We start from the raw sequence: 18,755 nt of genomic DNA, 5'->3' as shown, positions 1-18,755 counted from the left end.
GGCGGCAGGGAATCGCTCGGTCCGGGCTTCCCGATTCCGCCACGGGCGGCGCGAGGCGACATAAACTCGCGCCATGGCAGGCCCGCGCAAGTCCGACGAGCGGCCCGACGTGAGCAAAATCGACAACCGGGCGCCGTCGGTGCCACGGATGTTCCTCGATCGCGTCGCGGCCACCCCCCACACCGAGGCGTTCCGGTATCCCGACAACGACGGGTGGACCAGTGTCACCTGGGAGCAGGTCGGTGAACGGGTCGAGTTGATTGCCGCGGGGCTGATCGCCCTCGGCATCAACCCCGAGGACCGGGTGGCACTGGCGGCGGGAACCCGCTACGAGTGGGTGGTCGTCGACTTCGGCATCCTGTCCGCGGGTGCGGCCACGACAACGGTCTATCCGAGCACCAACGCCGAAGACACCGCGTTCATCGTCGCCAACTCCGGTAGTCGCGTTGTCGTGGCGGAGAACCAGTCTCAGGTCGACAAGCTGACTGCCAACCGTGCCGACCTGCCCGCTGTCGAGAAGGTGGTGATCATCGACGGCACGAGCGACGACGACTGGGTGATCACCCTCGAGGATCTCGAGCAGCTGGGCAAGCAACTCCTGGCCGACAACCCCACCGCGGTGACCGAGCGGATCGACGCGATCCCGCCCGAGCAGCTGGCCACCCTGATCTACACCTCCGGCACCACCGGCAAGCCGAAAGGTGTGCGCCTGCATCACGAGGCGTGGACCTACACCGCCGCTGCGCTGGATTCGCTGCAGGTGTTGTCCGACAAGGACCTCAACTATCTGTGGCTGCCGCTCGCGCACTCGTTCGGCAAGGTGATGCTGGCCATGCCGTTGGTGATGGGTTTCCCCACCGTCATCGATGGCCGGGTGGACAAGATCGTCGAGAACCTGGCGATCATCAAGCCGACGTTCATGGGTGCGGTACCGCGGATCTTCGAGAAGGTGCACGGCCGGATCACCGAGACGATGGTCGAAGAGGGCGGCGTCAAGAAGCGGCTCTTCGACTGGGCCACTGACGTGGGCCTGCAGGTTTCGCGCGCCCGGCAGGCCGGTCACCGGGTCGGACCACTGCTGGCGTTACAACACAAACTCGCCGACAAGCTGGTGTTCAACACGATCCGGCAGCGGTTCGGTGGCCGCCTGAGGTTCTTCATCTCCGGCTCGGCCGCGCTGGACCGCGACATCGCGCAGTGGTTCGATGCCGTCGGGGCCATCGTGCTGGAGGGCTACGGCCTGACCGAGACGTCCGCGGCATCCTCGCTGAACCGTCTGCATGCCTATCGGTTTGGGACGGTCGGCTGGACACTGCCGTACACCGATGTCAAGATCGCCGCCGACGGCGAGGTGCTGCTCAAGGGGCCGGGCGTGATGAGCGGCTACCACGACCTACCCGAGGCGACTGCGGAGGCCATCGACGCCGACGGATGGTTCCACACCGGCGACATCGGCGAACTCGACGCCGAGGGCTATCTGCGGATCACCGACCGCAAGAAGGACATGTTCAAGACGTCGCAGGGCAAATATGTTGCGCCCTCGGCAATCTCGGCGGCGTTCAAGGGCATCTGTCCGTTCGCGAGCGAGATCATCATCTATGGCGAGGGCAAGCCGTACTGTGTCGCGCTGGTCAGCCTCGACGCGGAGGCCATCACCGAGTGGGCGGATCGCAACGGCATGGAGGGCAAGACCTTCGAGGAAGTCGCTCGGGACGAGAAGACCAGGGAAATGATCGAGGGGTACGTGGAAACCCTGAACAAGCACCTGAACCGGTGGGAACAGGTCAAGCGCTTCGCCATCATTGACCGCGAATTGACTGTCGAGGCAGGCGATTTGACGCCGAGCCTGAAGCTCAAGCGCAAGGCGGTCGTGGAGAACTTCCACGACAACATCGACGAGCTATACGGCTGACCGTGTGGCGTTGCGGCGTGCTGCTGGCCGCCACGGCCGCGTTGTCGTTCGGCGTGGCGCCCGCGCGGGCGGACGTCCCGGTGCCGCAGCCCGGCGCGTCATGCCCGGCCGAGCTGACGGACGTGATGACCCGGCTGCCGGACGTCGGCGATTTTCTCGTCTGCCAGGCAACGGGCATGTGGGCCCCGGTGCTCGCCCCGTTCGATCCGGCCAGTCGCTGGCTGAGCTACGGTGCTGGAATCACGTTGCACGGTCAGGGATTTCGCAATCCCAACCTGCGTTCGGGGCAGTGGACCGCCGCTCCGCTGGACCCGTCCGCGGTATGCAGTGCCGATCAGGTGACCGTGATCGGTCCGGGAGAGTTAGCGCCCGTGGTGCATTCGCCCGGCGAGTCGGGTCAACCCCTGCACCTCGACGTGCTACCGAAGCTTTTCACCATCACGATGAACGGTGACTGTCTGTGGTCCGAGGATCAGCCGCCGGGACTGGGGTGAGACCACTGTTTCGGCTGGCGGTGTAGGACGTCTTCGCCAGCAAGGGCCGTGGACTGGTTCTCCGCACTCGGTCGCAGTGATGTGTCACCGGGCGATGTGCTCACGACGGCGTCGGCCGGACCGGCGTCGACGTCGGCTTGTGGGCCAAGTGGTCCCCAGGGGCGGGGGGCCGGTGGCCCAAGGGGGTGGCCACTTCGCGTAACCCACCCCTGGAGACCCGCTTGTGACGGTCGGCATTCGGTGTGTTTGCGCTACCGGGCCCCGACCGGTCGGCTGTGTTCTCAGCGTCGTCAGAAATGTACGACACCTGCGGTGGCCGGCGGCCGACTTCGACAGAAATATTGACGATTTGGTAAGAGTGTGTGCGGCGGCGGTGCCTCAATGTGTCGGCGCTTTGGTGGCGGTGACCGGCATGGGGGCCGGTCCAGGCGCCGGGGGCGGGGCGGCAGTCGTTTGCGCGGTGGTCGAGACGCTGTGAAGGTCCGGAGGTGGCGTCGGCTTGTAGAAGAAGACCGCCGCGACCGCAATGGCCGCGACGACGACCGCGGCGCAGGCGACGATCACCCCGGCGACGCTGGTCCGGCGTTTCAGTTTTCTGATGACCCTGGTTGACCCCCGCATAGCGCGGACCGTAGCGGATCGGCGGCGACCCGTGGGGGACCAGACAGCACTGTCACAGGCACGAGGAAGCGTTCCCGCAGGATCGATCTCAGGGCTTTATCCCCATGTCACCGGTAGTTCGACAAGTCCGTGGGACAGGGAATGAAAGCCGGCGGTCATCGTCGCCGGATCAGCGCACAGCGCCAGGGTGGGGAAGCGGGGAATGAGCTGGGAGTAGACGGTCTTGAGTTCCAGTCGGGCCAGCGCCGCACCGAGGCAGTAGTGCAGGCCGTAGCCGAAGCCGACGTGGGCCGCGCCGCTGCGGTTGAGGTCCAGCCGGTCGGGATCGGTGAAGACCTCGGGGTCGTGGTTGGCCGCTCCCGGGTCGAGCAGGACCAGATCTCCCTCCCGGATCGTCACGCCGTCGGCGTCGATGTCGGCGCGGGCATAGCGCGGGACGCCGACGCCGCCGGTCATGCCGGCGCGCAGGACTTCCTCGACGGCCTTCGGGATGAGGTCCGGGTTGTGCAGCAGGGTCTGCCACTGGTCGGGATTGCTCAGCAGCAGCAGGCACCCCACCCAGATCTGGGTCACGGTCGTCTCGTGACCGGCGAAGAGTAGCTGCATCGCCAGCGTGGCGATCTCGAAGTCGGCCAGGTCGGGCTCGTCGCACAGACGGGAGATGACGTCATCGTCCGGGTTCGCACGCTTGGCGCCGACCAGTTCCATGCCGTAGCCGAGCAGCGACTCGAGCCCCTTGAGGGAGACGTCGTCGTCGGGGGAGAACGCGGCGTCGTCCACCCAGAGGCGGAAGCGGTCCCGGTCGGCGTACGGGACGCCGAGCAGATCGCAGATCACCAAGATGGGCAGTGGCTGGGCCAGGCTGGTCAACAGGTCGGCCGGCGGCCCGTGGCGGTGCATGTCGTCGAGTAGGGCCGCGCACAGACCTTCGACCTTCGGCTGCAGGGTGCGCATGTGCCGGGGACCGAAGTGCGGCTGCAGTAGTTGGCGCATACGGGCGTGGTCGGTCGGCTCGGAATCGAAATCGCCGATCGGGCCGCCGAACAGCGCCGAGGTGCGGCTGCGCGGGGCCTTCGCGGGGTCGCGGTGGGTGCGGCCGAGGAGTTCGTTGTCCATGAGGCTGCGCACGAGTGCGTACCCCGTGACCAGCCACGCCTCGTCGCCGACGGCGGTCAGGACTTTGTGGATCGGCCCGGTGCCCTGCAGCGCGAGAAGGTCGTCGGGGGAGCGCAGCGGGTGGCTCTGACGGAACGGCAGCTGGGCGGTGGCGGTCATGCTGGGAGCGTACGACTGACCGCGACGGTGCGGACCATTTTTAAGACTACTGGTCTTGTTTGCCTCGGCTTTAGTATTCAGCGATGGCTCACACCAATCGTCGCAGCTTGAGCACCGTCGCCGGGTTGTTCGCCGCGCCGGCGGCGATCGCGGTCTGGCTCGCCCCGATTGCCTCCGCCGACTCGGCATCCTGGAACGGCGAGTACGCGATCACCTTCATCGTCGGACCCAAAGCCGGAACGAGTATGGCCGCCGGTCAGCCCGAACAACAGCACACCGAAACCTATGGCTTCCAATCGAATTGCACGAATGACAAGTGCACCGCCACGATCACGAGCGGTCCTCCGCCGAGCAATCCGACTGTTCCGCAGCCCGTTCAGTTCACCTGGGATGGGTCATCGTGGACGCAAGCCAGCGACTTTCAATGGCAGTGCCTGATGCCCGACGAGACGGTCCAGTGGAACCCGGCCCACGCTGAGGTGCGGTACACCCCGCAAGCTGACGGATCCCTATCCGGCACCATGCACACCGAGATCATCAGCGGCGCGTGCCAGGGCACTGTCGATATGAACATGACGGCTGAGCGCGCTTAGCAGGTCCGGATCGAGACCGGCCCGGCGATAACGCCGTATCGGCAAGCCCGCGAACAGAATTCACAACGGGCGCGGGGTGAGCCCGGTCCGTGCGTTGCTGACCTGCTTCGCGCGCCGCGGCCGGGCGGCTGACTGCCGCCTGCCGCACACGGTTGCGAGCGCACCCGGAACTATGGCCGAAATGCCCTACCCGCCCTGTAGGCAACGGGTGTTGGTTGAGGTTATGACTAGTTCAGAGCGGTGGATCGGCTGGGTGGCAGTAGGCATCGGCGTCTGCGCGGCGGTGTCGGCGTTTGTGGTCAGTTCGACTCAAATCGGGCAGGGATTCGCGTTCGGTTTCGGATCGTTCATCGCCTTCTTCGGGGCGCTGTCGGTGCTCGCCCACAACCGAGCTCCCGACCATTGGGGCTTACTCGTAGTCGGCCTGGCCATGTTCGTCGCTCCGTTCATCGGCAACGGCTTCAACTATGACCAGGGAGCGTCGTGGACGTGCTGGGTGGCCGGCGGCCTGGCCACAATCCTCGGCGGCGTCGGCTGGCTTCATGACAAAACGCCGACCGAGTACGGAGTCAATGAGTTGGGCGACAGCCAACGGCTTCGGCACCCCTGGAGCTACCTGATCGGTCGGCTGGCGTTGGGTGTGAGCGTCGCGACCGTGCTGTTAGCTCTTGTCTTCCGGTCGAGCGCAGCCGGGACCGCGGTGACCGTCGGTCTTGGCGGCATGATCGCTGTGGTCGCGGTTTGGTCGCTGCTCGCGTCGGAACCTACCCACGATTTCCTGACACTCGCCATCGTGGGATTCGCGCTGCTCTTGTCGCCGTGGGCAGCTGGATTCACCGGGGAGAGCACTGCTTGGACGGCCTGGGTGGCCGGTGGACTCGCCGCAGCGCTTGGCATCGCTGGTTACCTGCGAGACGAGCGCATGGACTTCTCCACCGCTGTCCGCGATGATTCGGCCGCGCAATACCGGAAACAATTCCCGTAACGCTGCCGATGCGGCCCGGGATTCGGTGGTGACCGTCTCGGCCCGCAACGGTCGGCCGCGCTTCAGGGTTTCGGACGCGAGGATCCAGAGTGCATCAATCGTGGTGCGCGATACTGGGATTGAACCAGTGACTTGGGGTTTGCTGAAACCACCGCTTACCTGCAATGGAAGTGTTCTCACCTGCAGACACGCGAAAAAAGTCTGGAACCGTGAGGAACCGCGAGGTACGCTGAGGAACCCCCACGAGTCCACGGGGAGTCTACGGCAGTCCACGCAGGAGGCCACACAGTGACGCGTCGCAACCAGGATCGGGGAGCGTTCGGGAGCGTTGCGCAGCTGCCCAGCGGGCGGTGGCAGGCGAAGTATTTTGGCCCGGACGGCTCGAAGGGGCGTCGGTACACAGGGCCGACGACGTTCGGGACAAAACGGGAGGCGCGCAAGTTCCTGTCAACCGTGGAGGCGGACATCATCCGGGGCAAGTGGTTGCCCCCGGAGGATTCGGCAGCGGTCGCGCCGGGCGCCAAGACATTGACTCTCAAGACGTATGCGAACACGTGGCTAGAGCAACGTGACCTCAAGACGCGCACCGCCGAGCACTACCGGAAGATCCTCGACAACAGCATCATCGATAAGCCCATCGGTGGGATGCCGCTGCGGTCGATCACTGCCGACGACGTACGGGCGTGGTACGCGAAGCTCGACAAGAAAGCCCCGACTCTGCGCGCGCATACCTATGGGTTGTTGCGCACCATCATGGGGACCGCTGTCACTGACGGGAAGATCCCCACGAACCCGTGCACGATCCGGGGGGCCGGGTCGGTGGAGCGGGCAGTCACGATCCGCCCGGCGTCCCTTGATGAACTCGCGAAGCTGGTCGACGCAATCGAACCGGCGCGGTACAAGGCCATGATCCTGTTGGCGGCGTGGACCGCCTTGCGGTTCGGAGAGTTAACCGAGCTGCAGCGTAAGGACATCGACTTGGACGACGCTGTAATCCGGGTCCGCCGGGGTGTTGTGCGCACCGAAAGCGGATTCGAGACCGGCGCCCCCAAGTCTGTTGCCGGATCCCGTGACGTGGCGATCCCGCCCCACTTGATACCGGCGCTGAAAGATCACCTCGTGGAGTACACCGAACCCGGGGGAGAAGCCTTGCTGTTCCCCGCCGAGGGCGGCGGGCACCTCGCGCCCAGCACGCTCTACCGCAGGTTCTACAAGGCCCGTGAGGCTGCCGGTCGGCCGGATCTCCGGTTCCACGATCTACGCCATACCGGCGCGGTCCTCGCGGCACAGACCGGTGCAACGCTCGCGGAATTGATGAGCAGACTTGGACATTCGACCCCGGCGGCGGCGCTGAGATATCAACACACCGCCGAGAACGCCGACAAGCGGATAGCGGCAGCCCTGTCAAAGCTAGTCACCGACACGCCGTGAGGATGCGCTAGGAACGACCGGGAAGCTGCTAGCTTCTGCTCCGACAACTCAATGGACAGGATGCCCGGCCAAGCAATAACCGGGCGAGCAACGACTCTCACAACGCACGCGTTGACGTGCGGCCCCCTGTTCGTGACAACTCGGCCCGTGGCAAGTCGAAACATCCCTTGAAGGGGGCTGTTTCGCGATGCCCAAAGTGCTGCCGACCCGACGCATCTGGGTCACTCAGAACGACGTCGCCAATCACCTCGGCGTGACCACTCGCGCGGTGCGCCTCATGGTCGCAGAAGGGCGCCTGACGCAGTACAACCTGCCGGGCAGTAGGACCGCGCGATTCGACCTCAACGAGGTTGACGCAGCGATGACGCCGACGGGTGGTCGGCGAGTCTCGTGACGGGGCCGGGGCCGACGGACCGGCCCATCGTCGACCCGTCGAACGCGATCTGTTTGTGCGAGCACGGTTTAGATGGTTGGGCCGCTTTCAGCGCCATAGGCCCGGATGGCGTTGAGTCGTTTTGGCTGGTCCAGCTGGACCTGCCTGAAACCGCCAACACCGGCTACCTCAGTCCGGTGCACGAGCAGCCAGGCCCGTTGCCGCACTCGACTCTCGATCGCATATGGAATCGCTGCGGCCGGCCGACCAAGGAGGGCCATCCTTGCCGCGCCCGGGTCAGTGAACCAGGCACTCCATGCCGGATCCACAGCACCGGGATTACCGCATGAAGCCGCCGACGTTTCTACGGGTGGTGGGGTCCGACGTTGGGGAGCACGGTCCCGCCGGTGCGCTGGTGCTCGCGCTTGTGCGGTATGTGCTTGACCTCCCGGGGGAACGCAGCGGCCGAATCCTCATCGACGGCGAGATGTGGTGGCAGGCCACCTATACCGAGATTGGTGCTGCGGCGCTCGGTGGCATGGGCAAGTACAGCGTCGGCCGGATCATGGTGGCACTCGTTGAATCCGGCGCGTTATTGGCCTGTCAACCGAGAAGCGCCGCCGGTGTGCAGACCCGGGCGTACCGACCTGCAAAGTGCGATTCCGCACCACCCCTGACCAGCAGAGTGCGAAATCGCATCAGTCCCGACCTGCAAAGTGCGAAATCGCAACGGGGTGGTGCGAATTCGCAACACCCCGGTGCGAATTCGCAACAGGGGTGTTGCGATTCCGCACTTTCTTCCTCTTCTGTTGAAGAACTAAGGGAAGAACTAGACGAACAGGGAGAAGGCGCCCGCGCCCCCGCGGGGCATGTGCTCGCAGCTCCGCTCGGTGACATCACGCCGCCGGATCTTTTCTGCCCCAAACACATGCCCGAAGGCCCGAAGGGTGAGAGCTGCCCGGGATGTGGGGATCAACGCCGGATCAACGACCGGTGGAACTACTCCGCGATCGGGGCCGAATACCGGCACCGGCAGGCCGTTGTGGACAAGGCGATTCCGCAGGGAGCGAGAGCCGAGGCGCACGAAGCGGGCCTGCGGCGCCTGTACAGCGATCCCAGCCGGGCCAGAACCACGGCGCAAATCCTCGGGCAGCTGCCGGGACCGCCGCAGGGTGCCCTGCCGCCAACGGGGGCAGACGACTGATGGCGAAGAAACGAGCCGCCGCGGCGCAGCAGCAGCGGCGGATTCACCCGGACCAGCTGCGGTGTTGGGTGTGCGGCGAGGACGTCTTGCTTGGACAAACGGATCGGCTTGGACGCAGAACACATCTGCAATGTCAGCAGGAACTAGAGCCGGGCGAACGCATTGCGGGGCTGGACAGCTTTTTCGCGCCATCGCACCGGAAGGGCGGTGACGACCATGCCTAGTCCCGACCAGGTGCCGCTGATCACCAAACCGCAGCTGCGGTTCCTGCAGGCCCTTCTGCGCGAGCATGTTTCCCCCGGCCGGGACTCCGAGGCCCGCGACCGGCGCCTGAGGTTCCTCGAAATCGCCTGCGAACGGCGCATCGACAGCACCACGGAATTGACCAGAGCCGAAGCGGCAACTTTGATCGACGGCCTATCTGCGCTCACGCCGCCACCGGAACCACCCGCCGACTGGGAGGTCTGACATGGCCCTGTCGTCGCCGCTGCCGTTCGTCGACACAATGGTTGCCCAACCCCGCAAACCCGAAAGGTCCAGCGCGCTATCGCAGCAGCGTGAAACCGCCGAAAGCGCCGGCCGCCGGGAACGCTGGGAAGCTGCGCGCGAGTCCCGCGACGCCGCCATCATCGACCTGGCTGACGAAGGCGCCACCGTCGCAGAGATCGCGGCAGCGGCTGGCCTGACTGAGGCCAAGGTGCTCCGCATCCTCGACGGCAGCTGAACGTGCGACACGAAACCGGGGCGCCCGGCGAAGATCGCTGGCCCGGCCGAAAACCACCGAAACCTCGCGAAACCTGTTCGGCCCAGGGATGCGACCGCACACGAGACACAAACGGCCTGTGCGCAACCCACTACCAACAGGCATCCCGCAACCCCGAACGCCTGCTAGAACCCCTCGACGAACCCGAACCACCACCACCGGCAGAACCGTTTGCCCTCGTGCGATGGTGGATCGATTCGGGCTGGCGACATGAACCACACGCCTACGCGCGGTACTTCACGAGCCGCGCCGACGCCGAAAACGCCGCACCCACCGACGGCGAGCCGTACGCCATCGTCGACATCTCCCGCAGGGCGACCCGCATCCCGACCATCGACACCGTGTTGCGCGCCACCGCATCCGGCACAACCCCACCCCCACTCCCAGTCCCCGTGAAACGAAACCGAAGGCCACCGTCATGACCACACCCGATCCCTTTACCGCCCAGGTTTTCCGGCACCGCCCGTTCACCCCCACCGAGATAAGCAAGGGCCGGGAGATGGCTTTAGACGCGTGGGAAGGCTTACAGCTCGCAAAATTTTGGGCCATCGCCCGCAGCATGGACCCACCCGCACCCGAAGGCACCGAACCGACGCCATGGTCGACCGCATCGACAACGACCGTCACCGACGCCGAACAAACACTGCGCTGGCTCAAAGAGAACTGAAATTCACAGCGCGCTGTTGAAATAGATTCCAGCGCAACACAATTATGCGGCGCGCCAATCCTGGCGTCCACGGAAAACCCCGCATACCGTGAGAAACGTCCCGGCCTGGACGTGAGCGCGCTACGCGCAACAGTCGCCCCACCGGAACGCGCGATCCGGAGAACCCGGGCCTGAGGGGGGCACCCCAACGGCCCGGGGGAACCCGGACAAGGGGTTGATCGCCCCCACTTGCTACACCCCGGACTTGGGCTGATCGCCCCCTCTGACCGGCGTCCCCTTTTCGATGCCCGAAAGCCCAGCACCCCTGGGTAATTCGGCGTTGCCCGGAAGACGACCACGCCATGTCACTCAATGCCGCATCCGCAATTTCAGGCCAGCTCGAACAACTTGAGCGCCGCACCCAAAACCAGCGCAACAACCTGCTAGAGCGGCTCGCAGACGCCAAGGCCCAAGGCCGGCGCGACATGAACACGGACGAAATTCGCGCACTCCGAGACATCGAGGCACTCGAAAACCGCTGCGCAGACCTACGCGAAGAGGCCGCCCGCGCCGGCGACTTCTCCGCACTGAGTCAGCGCGTCAACGCCTCAGGAAACACCATGACCGCCGCACGCCACATCGACGACCGTGACCTCACTTACCGCGCAGGTGACCGCCGAACCTCGTGGGTTCGGGACCTGACCCGACACTCCCTCAACCGCGACGACGACGGCAGCAGCTATCGGCGCCTGCAGGAACATGCCCGCCAGGTCGCAGACCACCACGCCTACGCCGAATTCCGAGACCTCAGCCGTGTCGATGGCCAGGGGGGGTACGCGGTGCCCCCGGCATGGCTGATGAACCAGTACGTCGAACTGGCGCGCCCCGGCCGCGCGTTTGCGAACTTGGTGCAGCGCCAGCCACTCCCAGGAGGCACGGACTCAATAAACGTGCCAAAGGTGTTGTCCGGCACCGCTGTTGGGATCCAGAACGGCGACAACACTTCCGTGACGGACGTGGACCTTACAGATACGTTCATCAGCTGCCCGGTCCGCACCATCGCCGGTCAAGAGGGCGTCGCGATCCAGCTCATCGACCAAAGTCCGATTGCATTCGACGATGTGGTCTTCCGCGACCTCATCGCCGCCCACGCCGCCGCCACCGACCAGCAGGTGCTCTACGGCACCGGCAGCAACGGCCAGGTGCTCGGCGTCGACTACACCTCCGGTGTCAACACCGTTGCCGTGGGTTCGGTGACCATCCAGGGTGTCTATTCGGCGATTGCGAATGCGATTCAGACGGTTCACACAACGCGATTCCTGCCACCGACGGCCATCGTGATGCACCCCAGAAGGTGGGGTTGGTTCTTGAGCTTGCTCGATTCGACCGACCGGCCGTTGATCCTGCCGTATGCGTCGAACCCGATGAACGCGGTTGGCATCCTCAGTGAGGTTGACTCGCAGCAGATCGTGGGGCAGCTCGCTGGGTTGCCTGTGATTACTGACCCCAACGTGACCACGACGGCGGGCAGTGAATCCGGCGGCGGCACCGAAGACATTATTTATGTGCTTCGTGCGCAGGATCTGATCCTCTACGAGTCGGGGATTCGGGCGCGCGTGATGCCTGAGGTCAAGGCCAGCACACTCACCGTTTTGCTTCAGGTCTATTCGTACTTGGCCTTCACTGCCGCCAGATATCCACAGTCCATCGTGACTGTGACCGGCCTACCGACGCCGACGTTCTAAAAGGCTTCCCCGGTCCGCTGTCCGACGCAGTGGCCGGTGGAGAACCGGGTGAGCGCGGGACCGCCCATAGTCACCGCAGCTCCCCCGAGGGGGGCGCTTGTCATCTCCTTCAAAGTCGCCACGCGCCCCCCACCCAAACGGGAGAGGTGACACGTCATGGCCGGTGAATTCGGCGCCGACGCTGCCGGGTGGGGCGATGACCTCGGCTCCGAGGTGGACGTTGACGAACACGTGCCCTCGGTGATTCCTCTCGGCGGCGGTCTAGTTCTGCGGGTCGATCAGGCGAAATTCCGCAAAATGATGAACAGCGCGCCGATTCGCGCGCAGGTAGACGAGCGCGGCCGGCGGGTGGCGGCGGCAGCGAACGCCATGGCGGTCACCAAAGGCGCGCGCTACGAATACCAGCCCAGTACGCACCCCGATAACAAACGTGCTCGGGGCAAGGTTCGGGCAGCGAACTACAAGGCCGTTGTGGACAACCGCGCCCACAGCACCCTGTTGAAAGCGGCTGCCGCACATACGGATCCCAAGCTACACCGGGACCTCCCATGACCGGGCCAACCGCACCCCGGTTTCTGTCGACGACGCGACCGCCGCCAACCGAACGACTGGCGGAGGCCTACTTCGCGCCCCTGATGGCGCCGACCCCGGTAGGGACGCGTCTCCCACGCCCGGCGCAGACCGCCGACACCATCAACGGGTTCCTGCGCATCGAATCCGGCGGAGGTGTCCTGCGGCCGGCACCGGGCCTCGAACAACTCATGTGGGACGTGTCGCTGATCCTGCACGCCTACGCCCCCAACAGTGATGAGGCGTTGGCGGAGGAACTGATCGGTTGGGCGTTGGCTTGGGGTTCGAACGCGCAAGGCACGACGACCGCGGTCGGTTCGGACAACTGGTACGTGGCGTATTCCACGGGTGCGGCGCTGCCGACCAGGCAGGCAGATCCGCTGGTCAACCTGACCCGGTATCGGGCGTCCGTCTCGTGGCGTGTTCCGGGCCTGCCCGTCATCGGTGACTCATTTGTGCGCGAATCAGCACCCGCTGCATCGGCTCTGACCGGTCCGAGACCGACCCGACGCAAAGGGGATTCGCGATGACCGAACCACACGACGGGGGCACTGAAGGCGTCGCCTGGGTGGACATCGCCGGTAGCGCGGCAGGCCTCATCGAAGCAATGGAAAAGGTGGGCCGGGAGGCATCCGGCCGGTTCGCCGCAGCCTTCAAACAAGGGCTGGGAAGCGAATTCGGTCTAGGAAACCTGACGCAGCAGCTCGGGTCCGCATCCGGGTCGATGGAGCATTTGGGCATTGTCGCCGGTGCCACCGGTGGCCTCGTGGTCGCCGGGATGGAAGCTGCCGGGGAAGGCGTCGAAGGCCTCATCGACATCTCGAAGGAGCTGGTCAAAGGCCTGTACGAAATCGGCGAAACGTGGGAAGGCGTCAACAGGAAACTGCAGGCCACCACGACCGCGACCGGCGAGGATTTGGAAGGCCTCAAGGATGTAATCGGAAGCGTCGGAGCACACACCGCAGCGTCTTTCGAGACCATCGAGGCGGCGACGGCGGTCCTCGCGCAGCGGACCGGCCTGCGCGGCGGCGCGCTGCAACAGCTGGTGACTGACTTCGCAGACGCCGGTGAAATGCTCGGCAAGGCCATCGACCCCGGGGCGTTCTCGGCGGCCATGGCCGCTATGAACGTTCCATTCTCGCAAGCGGATCAGTGGCTAAATTCGTTGTTCAACATCTCGCGGCAGACCTCGGTGCCGCTGGGCGAGCTGGTTACCACACTGCGGGAGAACGGCGCCGCGCTCCACGAGTTCGGTTTGGATGCGATGCCGGTGGCGTCGCTCTTGGCGCAGATGCAGGCCAACGGCATCAACGCACAGCAGGCGATGCGCGGATTGCAGAGTGTCAGTAAAGAGGCGGCGAAGGACCACGAGACACTCGCGCAGTATCTGAAAACCGTTGTGGCCGGGATGGTCGCGGCGAAGGACACCGGGGATCGGATCGCCGAAAACGGATGGGCGGCGAAGCTGGGCCGGGGCGCGGTCCAATTCGAGGCCGCCGTTGATCAGGGCATTCTGTCGGTTGAATCCTTGGGTAGCGCATTCGACAACCTGCCCACCGATGGCATATCAGACGTGTACGACAGAACCGCCACCCTTAGCGACAAGATCGCGGAGCTCGGCCATGAAATCAACGTTGATTTGATGCCGGTCGGTGAAGCGATCACCGAAAACCTGGGTGGCGCGTTCGACAAACTGTCGTCTTGGGTGAACACCCACGGGCCCGAAATCGTTGACTGGATTACCCACGTTGGTGATGCCGCGATCTGGGTGGGCGGGCAGATCGCGGCAGCCGCCGGTGACCTCATGGACGCCGCCGGCGGTCTGGAGTCGGCGTACGGGTCTCTCACCGGTGACGACGCCACGCAGAAGGCCGGTGACCATCTCTCCGACCTCGGTAGGCACCTGTCCGATGCCGGTCAGCACACCGACGCGCTAACCAAGTCGTTCGATGACTTGATGGCGAAGGCCCGCGAGCAGATCACTGTTGTTCAGGATCTGCAGGACGCGGTGAAGGCAGGCCCCGACGGCAAGGGTGTGCAGCTCACCGATTCGGCGAACCTCGAACGGGACCTGGACGCGCTGCGACAGGCCGGGGTGGACATCAGCAAGGGCGACGCCGGGCAGCTCGAGTTCACCGCCGATACCCCGGAGAACCAGAAACGCGTTCGCGAGTTTCTCGAGTCTCTCGGCGCCAAAGACGTTGACGTTCCGATCGTGCCCCGGCCGACCGGACCGGACGGGCCGGGAACGCCGCCACCGGCAGACCCGAAATCGTTGTTCGGGATCCCACCCGATGGCATCAAGGTCCCGGTAGCACCGGAGATGAAAATCCCGGACACCGCAGGCACGCCGCCGGGCGGTTACCCGTCCGGGCAGTTCATGCCCGGCGCCCACAACTTCGGCGACTGGTTGTATCGACTGCTCGGCGGGGCGCCGATCTGGGCACCCGACCAGCCCGAACCGCCGACGCCGCCACCGCCCCCAGGTGTGCCCGTTGATCCGTCGAAAATTCTGCAGGGCGGCGGTAGTCAACCGCCAGCGACGTTGCCGGGTCTGCTTCTGCCGGTGGCGCCATCGGCGTACAAGCTGCCGGTCGGCCAGATTCTCGACGGCGCCGGGATCCCCACCGCCAACCAAGGCCCGCAGGGCGTGGTGGTCCCGACCAGCCTGACCGTGCAAACAGGCGACCAGCTCGACCCCGACGGACTCATGGGCAAGGCCGGGATCGGCTCGAAGTATCTCGGGCAGATCCCCGACGGCAGCGAAGGCGTGGTGCTGCCCACCGCGTTCGACGTCAAAGACAACGAACAGAAGAGTCTGTCCGACCTCATGGAATCCATCGGGATCCCGACGGAAAACCAGGGCGCCGACGGGGTCACCATTCCCACCTCGTTCACGCTGCCCACCGGTGGCCCCGCCGCGGCGGGCGTGCCCGGTGTGATCCCCGCAGGCAACACTACCGGCGGGTCCGGGGTGAACTGGGACGCCATCGCCCAACACGAGAGCGGCGGCAACTGGTCGCTGCCCTCGGACAGCAAGGGCCGACCGTTCCGGGGTGGCTTGCAGATCCTTGACTCCACGTGGCAGCAGTTCGGGGGGACCGCCTATGCGCCGACCGCCGACAAGGCCACCAAGGAACAACAGATCGCGATAGCGGAGAAGATCCTCGCCGGGCAAGGCCCCGGCGCGTGGCCCAACACCTTCAAGTACGGCGCGCCATCCGGCGCACCCGGTGTCGGTGGCGGGTCCTATGCCGGTATCGCTGCGACCGACAACGGATCCACCAACCTCCCACGCTATGGCGGGATCCCCGGTGCACCGTCCGGTGTCGGTCAAGACGTGCTCGCGTTCATGAAACAGGTGATGGACCAGTTCAACGCAGCGGCCGGCGCGCACCTCTCGGTCACGGCCGACTATCCCGGCGGACCGACCGGCCACCCCGACGACGGCGCCGACCACAGTGTTCGTCGCGCCCTGGACATCTCGGGCAGTTCGGCGGAGATGGACGCGTTCGCGGCAATGATCGCCAACAACCCCACCCTGCGGGACGCCACCCGGCAACTGATCCACAACCCCGACGGCGACGGCGGCAGCACCTTCACCGACAACATGAACATCATCGGCGGGCACCTCACCAACGGGTGGCAGACCTACGGCTCCGGTGGTGAGGGAATGCCCGGCCACGCCAACCACGACCACTGGGCCTTGCAGTACATCCCCGGCGCGGCAAGCGCGGCGACCGGAACCGTGGCCCCGGCCGACTACACCCCCGGCACCGGTGGGCAGGTTTTCACGGTGGGTCGGATCACCCGCGACGACGGCAACCCCACCACCCCGGCACCGACCGCACCCGGCGCACAGTTCAACTCGGTGCCGCCACCACCGAACATCCCACAAGCGGCACCCGGCGCCACCAACACCATCGACACCCCATTCGGCAGTTTCCAGCACAGCTGGGACATGCCCGACAAGGGCGCGAGCATGACCCCCGAACAACGGGTGAAGCTGGACACCTGGCTCAACAGCTACACCGACGCGCTAGAAGCTGCGACCGACGCCACCGACGCCGTCACCCGGGCACAGCAGCGAGTCGACAAGGCCCTAGCTAAAAAGAACGATGCCGACGCCGCAGTGCTCCCCGGCGACCCCGACACCACCAATGCGGCTGCCACGGCCGATCAGGAATATGTAGACGCCACCGAGGCACTCGCGCGGGCGAAGCGTCACGCTGCCGACGAACAGAACCGCCAAAACCTCGAAGCCGAGAAACCGGCACCGTGGGAATCAACCAAGAGCAGCAGCAAGGAACGGCCTGATCAGAACGCCGAAACACTCGGCAAAGGGTTCCTAAAAGGCGTCATGCAAGAGCTCGGGTTCCCCGACGTGTTCGCCAAGTCGCCCGCTGACTGGGGCATCACGAAGTTGTTGACCGGCGGCGCCGGTTACGGATTGAACCTGCTGCAAAACATGGGCCAGACCAACACCGGCCTGTACGCGCCCGGTGGCCCACTGGCCTCACTGGCAGGTCAAACACCCGGCGGCAGTAGCAGCGGGGGCACCGACGGCGGTCTCATGTCGTTCGCCGAAGGCGCCATCCCCGGCCTGAAACAACTGATGCACTCGGTCACCAACGGCAACCCGGCCGTGACCCCGTCAACGTGGAACAGCGGTCCACCCGCCCCGGCATCAAACACACCGGCCGGTATCGGCTCATCTAGCCCGGTGAACATCCCCGCCGCAGCAGCCACCGGACCCGGCACCACCACCAACTCAAACCTGACGATCGCCAACACCTATCAAGGGTTCAACCCAACACCGCAGGTCAAAGACCAAGTCGCGCAGATCGCGCACACCACGAGCGCGCCCGCCATGGCAGGCGGGGCAGGTATCCCGCTATGACCGAAACCAGCACCACACCGCCGACCGTGCGACGCGTAGGCGAATGGCACCTAGTCACCGCCAACAACTATCAGGTGTCCATCGGGCCTGACGCCCTCGTGATGCTGCCCCGGCACATTCACCCGCGCGAGATCCCCGACTTCATCTCTGCCTTGACCGTCGCCGCCGCCGTCGCCAACGCCGTCTACACCGGCAACATCGAAGCCGCTAAGGACGACGACCGCGCACTAGCCCAACGCAACGCCTACGTCACCGCAGGCGGTACACCGGCCGGAACAGTCCGAATGCAGGTCGCACAACGCCAGTCCGAACAGGCCACCATCGGCCGGCCGAAACGACGCGGACGCGGCGCCACCTCAGCTGTCCCGGCATCCGCGAAACCGAAGGTCATCACCCGCCAACAAGCCGCAGCAGCACGCAAAGCAGCAGCACGAGAGGAACAGACACAGTGAGCTTCACCGACGAGCAAGTCGACGAAATTTGCCGGTCCCTGCGAGACAAGGGACTGATCGAATGGGACGAGACAACCCGCGAAGCATCCCTCACACCCGCAGGTTGGGACCACTACTACGGCACCCAGAGATGACCGAACCCGCAGGCCAGGACACCCGCCGGATCCGCTACGGCCCACACCTCCCACGGTTGGGCGTACTCGACAGCACCGGCACCCGAACCGGCCGACAACCACAAACCCGCAGGTCAAACCACCCCGCAGACCAACACACCCCCATAAGCAGGCCAGGGGCGTAGATCCCCCATTGAGGGTCAGGCCCCCACCCAAGACGCCGAAAGCGGGGCCACCACAACACAATTCAACCAACCAACAACACCCAAAACCCAAGCGACACAACTACATCCACCAACACCAGGCTGATCAGTGAACCACCCATGACCATCCAAATCGCCTATGCCACAACATGATTCAACACAAACACCACCCCAAACATGGCCCCTCCCAACCACTTCCGGAGGGTTTGCTATACGCAAGAAACCCCACGAAACAGCCTCTGACCTGCGGAAATAGGGTTAACTGGACGCCTGCCAAACCACGACGGAATAGGCCCCTGACGTGCAGCGATGAAATACCGCAAAGTCTATCGGTGTTTGCTGAGCGCGCGAGCGGCAGGTCGAAATCGCGAGGCCCGCAACCCCTTGTGCCGCAACGGCTTTCACGCACCCTTCGACGTCTGAATGTTGGCTTATGCCAACGGCTTTCACGTTTCGCGATGCTCGAATCTCGCAT

Annotated in this window: 18 protein-coding genes; 15 read left to right on the top strand and 3 right to left on the bottom strand. The window is 65.2% G+C overall.

The window, feature by feature from the left end; all coding sequences use genetic code 11:
• The first annotated feature begins 73 nt into the window (after positions 1–73).
• Both AB4879_RS13660 and AB4879_RS13655 read left to right on the top strand, forming a co-directional pair.
• Entirely contained in the window at positions 74–1,912 is a 1,839-nt protein-coding gene (locus tag AB4879_RS13660) for a long-chain fatty acid--CoA ligase (RefSeq protein WP_370508009.1), read from the top strand.
• Between the two features lie 17 nt (positions 1,913–1,929).
• Positions 1,930–2,406 (top strand): hypothetical protein, encoded by a 477-nt coding sequence (locus AB4879_RS13655; protein ID WP_370508008.1) that lies wholly within the window; start codon positions 1,930–1,932, stop codon positions 2,404–2,406.
• Positions 2,407–2,784: 378 nt separating this feature from the next.
• Here AB4879_RS13655 and AB4879_RS13650 read toward each other — a convergent pair whose 3' ends face one another.
• Both AB4879_RS13650 and AB4879_RS13645 read right to left on the bottom strand, forming a co-directional pair.
• Positions 2,785–3,027 carry a hypothetical protein gene (locus tag AB4879_RS13650; RefSeq protein WP_102806634.1) on the bottom strand — a complete coding sequence of 81 codons (243 nt, stop codon included), beginning with the start codon at positions 3,025–3,027 and terminating at the stop codon, positions 2,785–2,787.
• Between the two features lie 96 nt (positions 3,028–3,123).
• Positions 3,124–4,302, bottom strand: a complete 1,179-nt coding sequence (locus AB4879_RS13645) for a cytochrome P450 (RefSeq protein WP_370508007.1) — start codon at positions 4,300–4,302, stop codon at positions 3,124–3,126.
• 83 nt (positions 4,303–4,385) lie between these two features.
• On the opposite strand from AB4879_RS13645, the gene AB4879_RS13640 reads away from it, so the two are divergent.
• The 7 genes from AB4879_RS13640 to AB4879_RS13610 all read left to right on the top strand — a co-directional run bounded on the left by AB4879_RS13640 (position 4,386) and on the right by AB4879_RS13610 (position 9,612).
• Entirely contained in the window at positions 4,386–4,895 is a 510-nt protein-coding gene (locus AB4879_RS13640) for a hypothetical protein (RefSeq protein ID WP_370508006.1), read from the top strand.
• Positions 4,896–5,118: 223 nt separating this feature from the next.
• Positions 5,119–5,880 carry an SPW repeat protein gene (locus AB4879_RS13635; RefSeq protein ID WP_370508005.1) on the top strand — a complete coding sequence of 254 codons (762 nt, stop codon included), beginning with the start codon at positions 5,119–5,121 and terminating at the stop codon, positions 5,878–5,880.
• 288 nt (positions 5,881–6,168) lie between these two features.
• On the top strand, positions 6,169–7,311 hold the full coding sequence (locus tag AB4879_RS13630; RefSeq protein ID WP_370508004.1) for a tyrosine-type recombinase/integrase: 1,143 nt from the start codon (positions 6,169–6,171) through the stop codon (positions 7,309–7,311).
• A 187-nt stretch (positions 7,312–7,498) separates the two neighbouring features.
• The gene (locus AB4879_RS13625) at positions 7,499–7,705 is read left to right on the top strand and encodes a helix-turn-helix transcriptional regulator (protein ID WP_370508003.1); all 207 of its coding nucleotides are present in this window, start codon (positions 7,499–7,501) and stop codon (positions 7,703–7,705) included.
• Positions 7,706–8,030: 325 nt separating this feature from the next.
• Positions 8,031–8,888, top strand: a complete 858-nt coding sequence (locus AB4879_RS13620) for a hypothetical protein (RefSeq protein WP_370508002.1) — start codon at positions 8,031–8,033, stop codon at positions 8,886–8,888.
• Between the two features lie 216 nt (positions 8,889–9,104).
• Positions 9,105–9,356: a hypothetical protein gene (locus tag AB4879_RS13615; RefSeq protein WP_370508001.1), complete on the top strand. Its 252-nt coding sequence runs from the start codon at positions 9,105–9,107 to the stop codon at positions 9,354–9,356.
• Position 9,357: 1 nt separating this feature from the next.
• Positions 9,358–9,612, top strand: a complete 255-nt coding sequence (locus AB4879_RS13610) for a hypothetical protein (protein WP_370508000.1) — start codon at positions 9,358–9,360, stop codon at positions 9,610–9,612.
• 262 nt (positions 9,613–9,874) lie between these two features.
• Here AB4879_RS13610 and AB4879_RS13605 read toward each other — a convergent pair whose 3' ends face one another.
• Positions 9,875–10,018 carry a hypothetical protein gene (locus AB4879_RS13605; protein WP_370507999.1) on the bottom strand — a complete coding sequence of 48 codons (144 nt, stop codon included), beginning with the start codon at positions 10,016–10,018 and terminating at the stop codon, positions 9,875–9,877.
• Between the two features lie 51 nt (positions 10,019–10,069).
• On the opposite strand from AB4879_RS13605, the gene AB4879_RS13600 reads away from it, so the two are divergent.
• The 6 genes from AB4879_RS13600 (at position 10,070) to AB4879_RS13575 (ending at position 17,964) form a co-directional block, all read left to right on the top strand.
• Positions 10,070–10,318, top strand: coding sequence for a hypothetical protein (locus tag AB4879_RS13600; RefSeq protein ID WP_370507998.1), 249 nt, complete (start codon positions 10,070–10,072; stop codon positions 10,316–10,318).
• Between the two features lie 341 nt (positions 10,319–10,659).
• A complete protein-coding gene (locus AB4879_RS13595; protein ID WP_370507997.1) occupies positions 10,660–12,042 on the top strand; it encodes a phage major capsid protein in 1,383 nt (460 codons plus the stop codon).
• 156 nt (positions 12,043–12,198) lie between these two features.
• The gene (locus tag AB4879_RS13590) at positions 12,199–12,594 is read left to right on the top strand and encodes a hypothetical protein (protein WP_370507996.1); all 396 of its coding nucleotides are present in this window, start codon (positions 12,199–12,201) and stop codon (positions 12,592–12,594) included.
• Positions 12,591–13,142, top strand: coding sequence for a hypothetical protein (locus AB4879_RS13585; RefSeq protein WP_370507995.1), 552 nt, complete (start codon positions 12,591–12,593; stop codon positions 13,140–13,142). The genes AB4879_RS13590 and AB4879_RS13585 overlap by 4 nt, the downstream gene beginning before the upstream one ends.
• Complete coding sequence (locus AB4879_RS13580; protein ID WP_370507994.1) at positions 13,139–17,512, top strand: transglycosylase family protein; 4,374 nt, start codon at positions 13,139–13,141, stop codon at positions 17,510–17,512. Before AB4879_RS13585 ends, AB4879_RS13580 begins: the two co-directional genes overlap by 4 nt.
• Positions 17,509–17,964, top strand: coding sequence for a hypothetical protein (locus tag AB4879_RS13575; RefSeq protein ID WP_370507993.1), 456 nt, complete (start codon positions 17,509–17,511; stop codon positions 17,962–17,964). The genes AB4879_RS13580 and AB4879_RS13575 overlap by 4 nt, the downstream gene beginning before the upstream one ends.
• The last annotated feature ends 791 nt before the right edge of the window (positions 17,965–18,755 follow it).

Source organism: Mycobacterium sp. SA01, from assembly GCF_041287105.1.
Lineage (GTDB): Bacteria > Actinomycetota > Actinomycetes > Mycobacteriales > Mycobacteriaceae > Mycobacterium.
Note: the sequence above shows the minus strand (reverse complement) of the source record. Positions and strands in the feature narration are given on the sequence as shown.

Excerpts from the sequence above, each read along its gene's own strand:
- AB4879_RS13660 (WP_370508009.1), top strand. The coding sequence starts at position 74 with ATGGCAGGCCCGCGCAAGTCCGACGAGCGGCCCGACGTGAGCAAAATC.
- AB4879_RS13650 (WP_102806634.1), bottom strand. The coding sequence starts at position 3,027 with ATGCGGGGGTCAACCAGGGTCATCAGAAAACTGAAACGCCGGACCAGC.
- AB4879_RS13645 (WP_370508007.1), bottom strand. The coding sequence starts at position 4,302 with ATGACCGCCACCGCCCAGCTGCCGTTCCGTCAGAGCCACCCGCTGCGC.
- AB4879_RS13640 (WP_370508006.1), top strand. The coding sequence starts at position 4,386 with ATGGCTCACACCAATCGTCGCAGCTTGAGCACCGTCGCCGGGTTGTTC.
- AB4879_RS13635 (WP_370508005.1), top strand. The coding sequence starts at position 5,119 with ATGACTAGTTCAGAGCGGTGGATCGGCTGGGTGGCAGTAGGCATCGGC.
- AB4879_RS13625 (WP_370508003.1), top strand. The coding sequence starts at position 7,499 with ATGCCCAAAGTGCTGCCGACCCGACGCATCTGGGTCACTCAGAACGAC.
- AB4879_RS13620 (WP_370508002.1), top strand. The coding sequence starts at position 8,031 with ATGAAGCCGCCGACGTTTCTACGGGTGGTGGGGTCCGACGTTGGGGAG.
- AB4879_RS13615 (WP_370508001.1), top strand. The coding sequence starts at position 9,105 with ATGCCTAGTCCCGACCAGGTGCCGCTGATCACCAAACCGCAGCTGCGG.
- AB4879_RS13610 (WP_370508000.1), top strand. The coding sequence starts at position 9,358 with ATGGCCCTGTCGTCGCCGCTGCCGTTCGTCGACACAATGGTTGCCCAA.
- AB4879_RS13600 (WP_370507998.1), top strand. The coding sequence starts at position 10,070 with ATGACCACACCCGATCCCTTTACCGCCCAGGTTTTCCGGCACCGCCCG.
- AB4879_RS13595 (WP_370507997.1), top strand. The coding sequence starts at position 10,660 with ATGTCACTCAATGCCGCATCCGCAATTTCAGGCCAGCTCGAACAACTT.
- AB4879_RS13590 (WP_370507996.1), top strand. The coding sequence starts at position 12,199 with ATGGCCGGTGAATTCGGCGCCGACGCTGCCGGGTGGGGCGATGACCTC.
- AB4879_RS13585 (WP_370507995.1), top strand. The coding sequence starts at position 12,591 with ATGACCGGGCCAACCGCACCCCGGTTTCTGTCGACGACGCGACCGCCG.
- AB4879_RS13580 (WP_370507994.1), top strand. The coding sequence starts at position 13,139 with ATGACCGAACCACACGACGGGGGCACTGAAGGCGTCGCCTGGGTGGAC.
- AB4879_RS13575 (WP_370507993.1), top strand. The coding sequence starts at position 17,509 with ATGACCGAAACCAGCACCACACCGCCGACCGTGCGACGCGTAGGCGAA.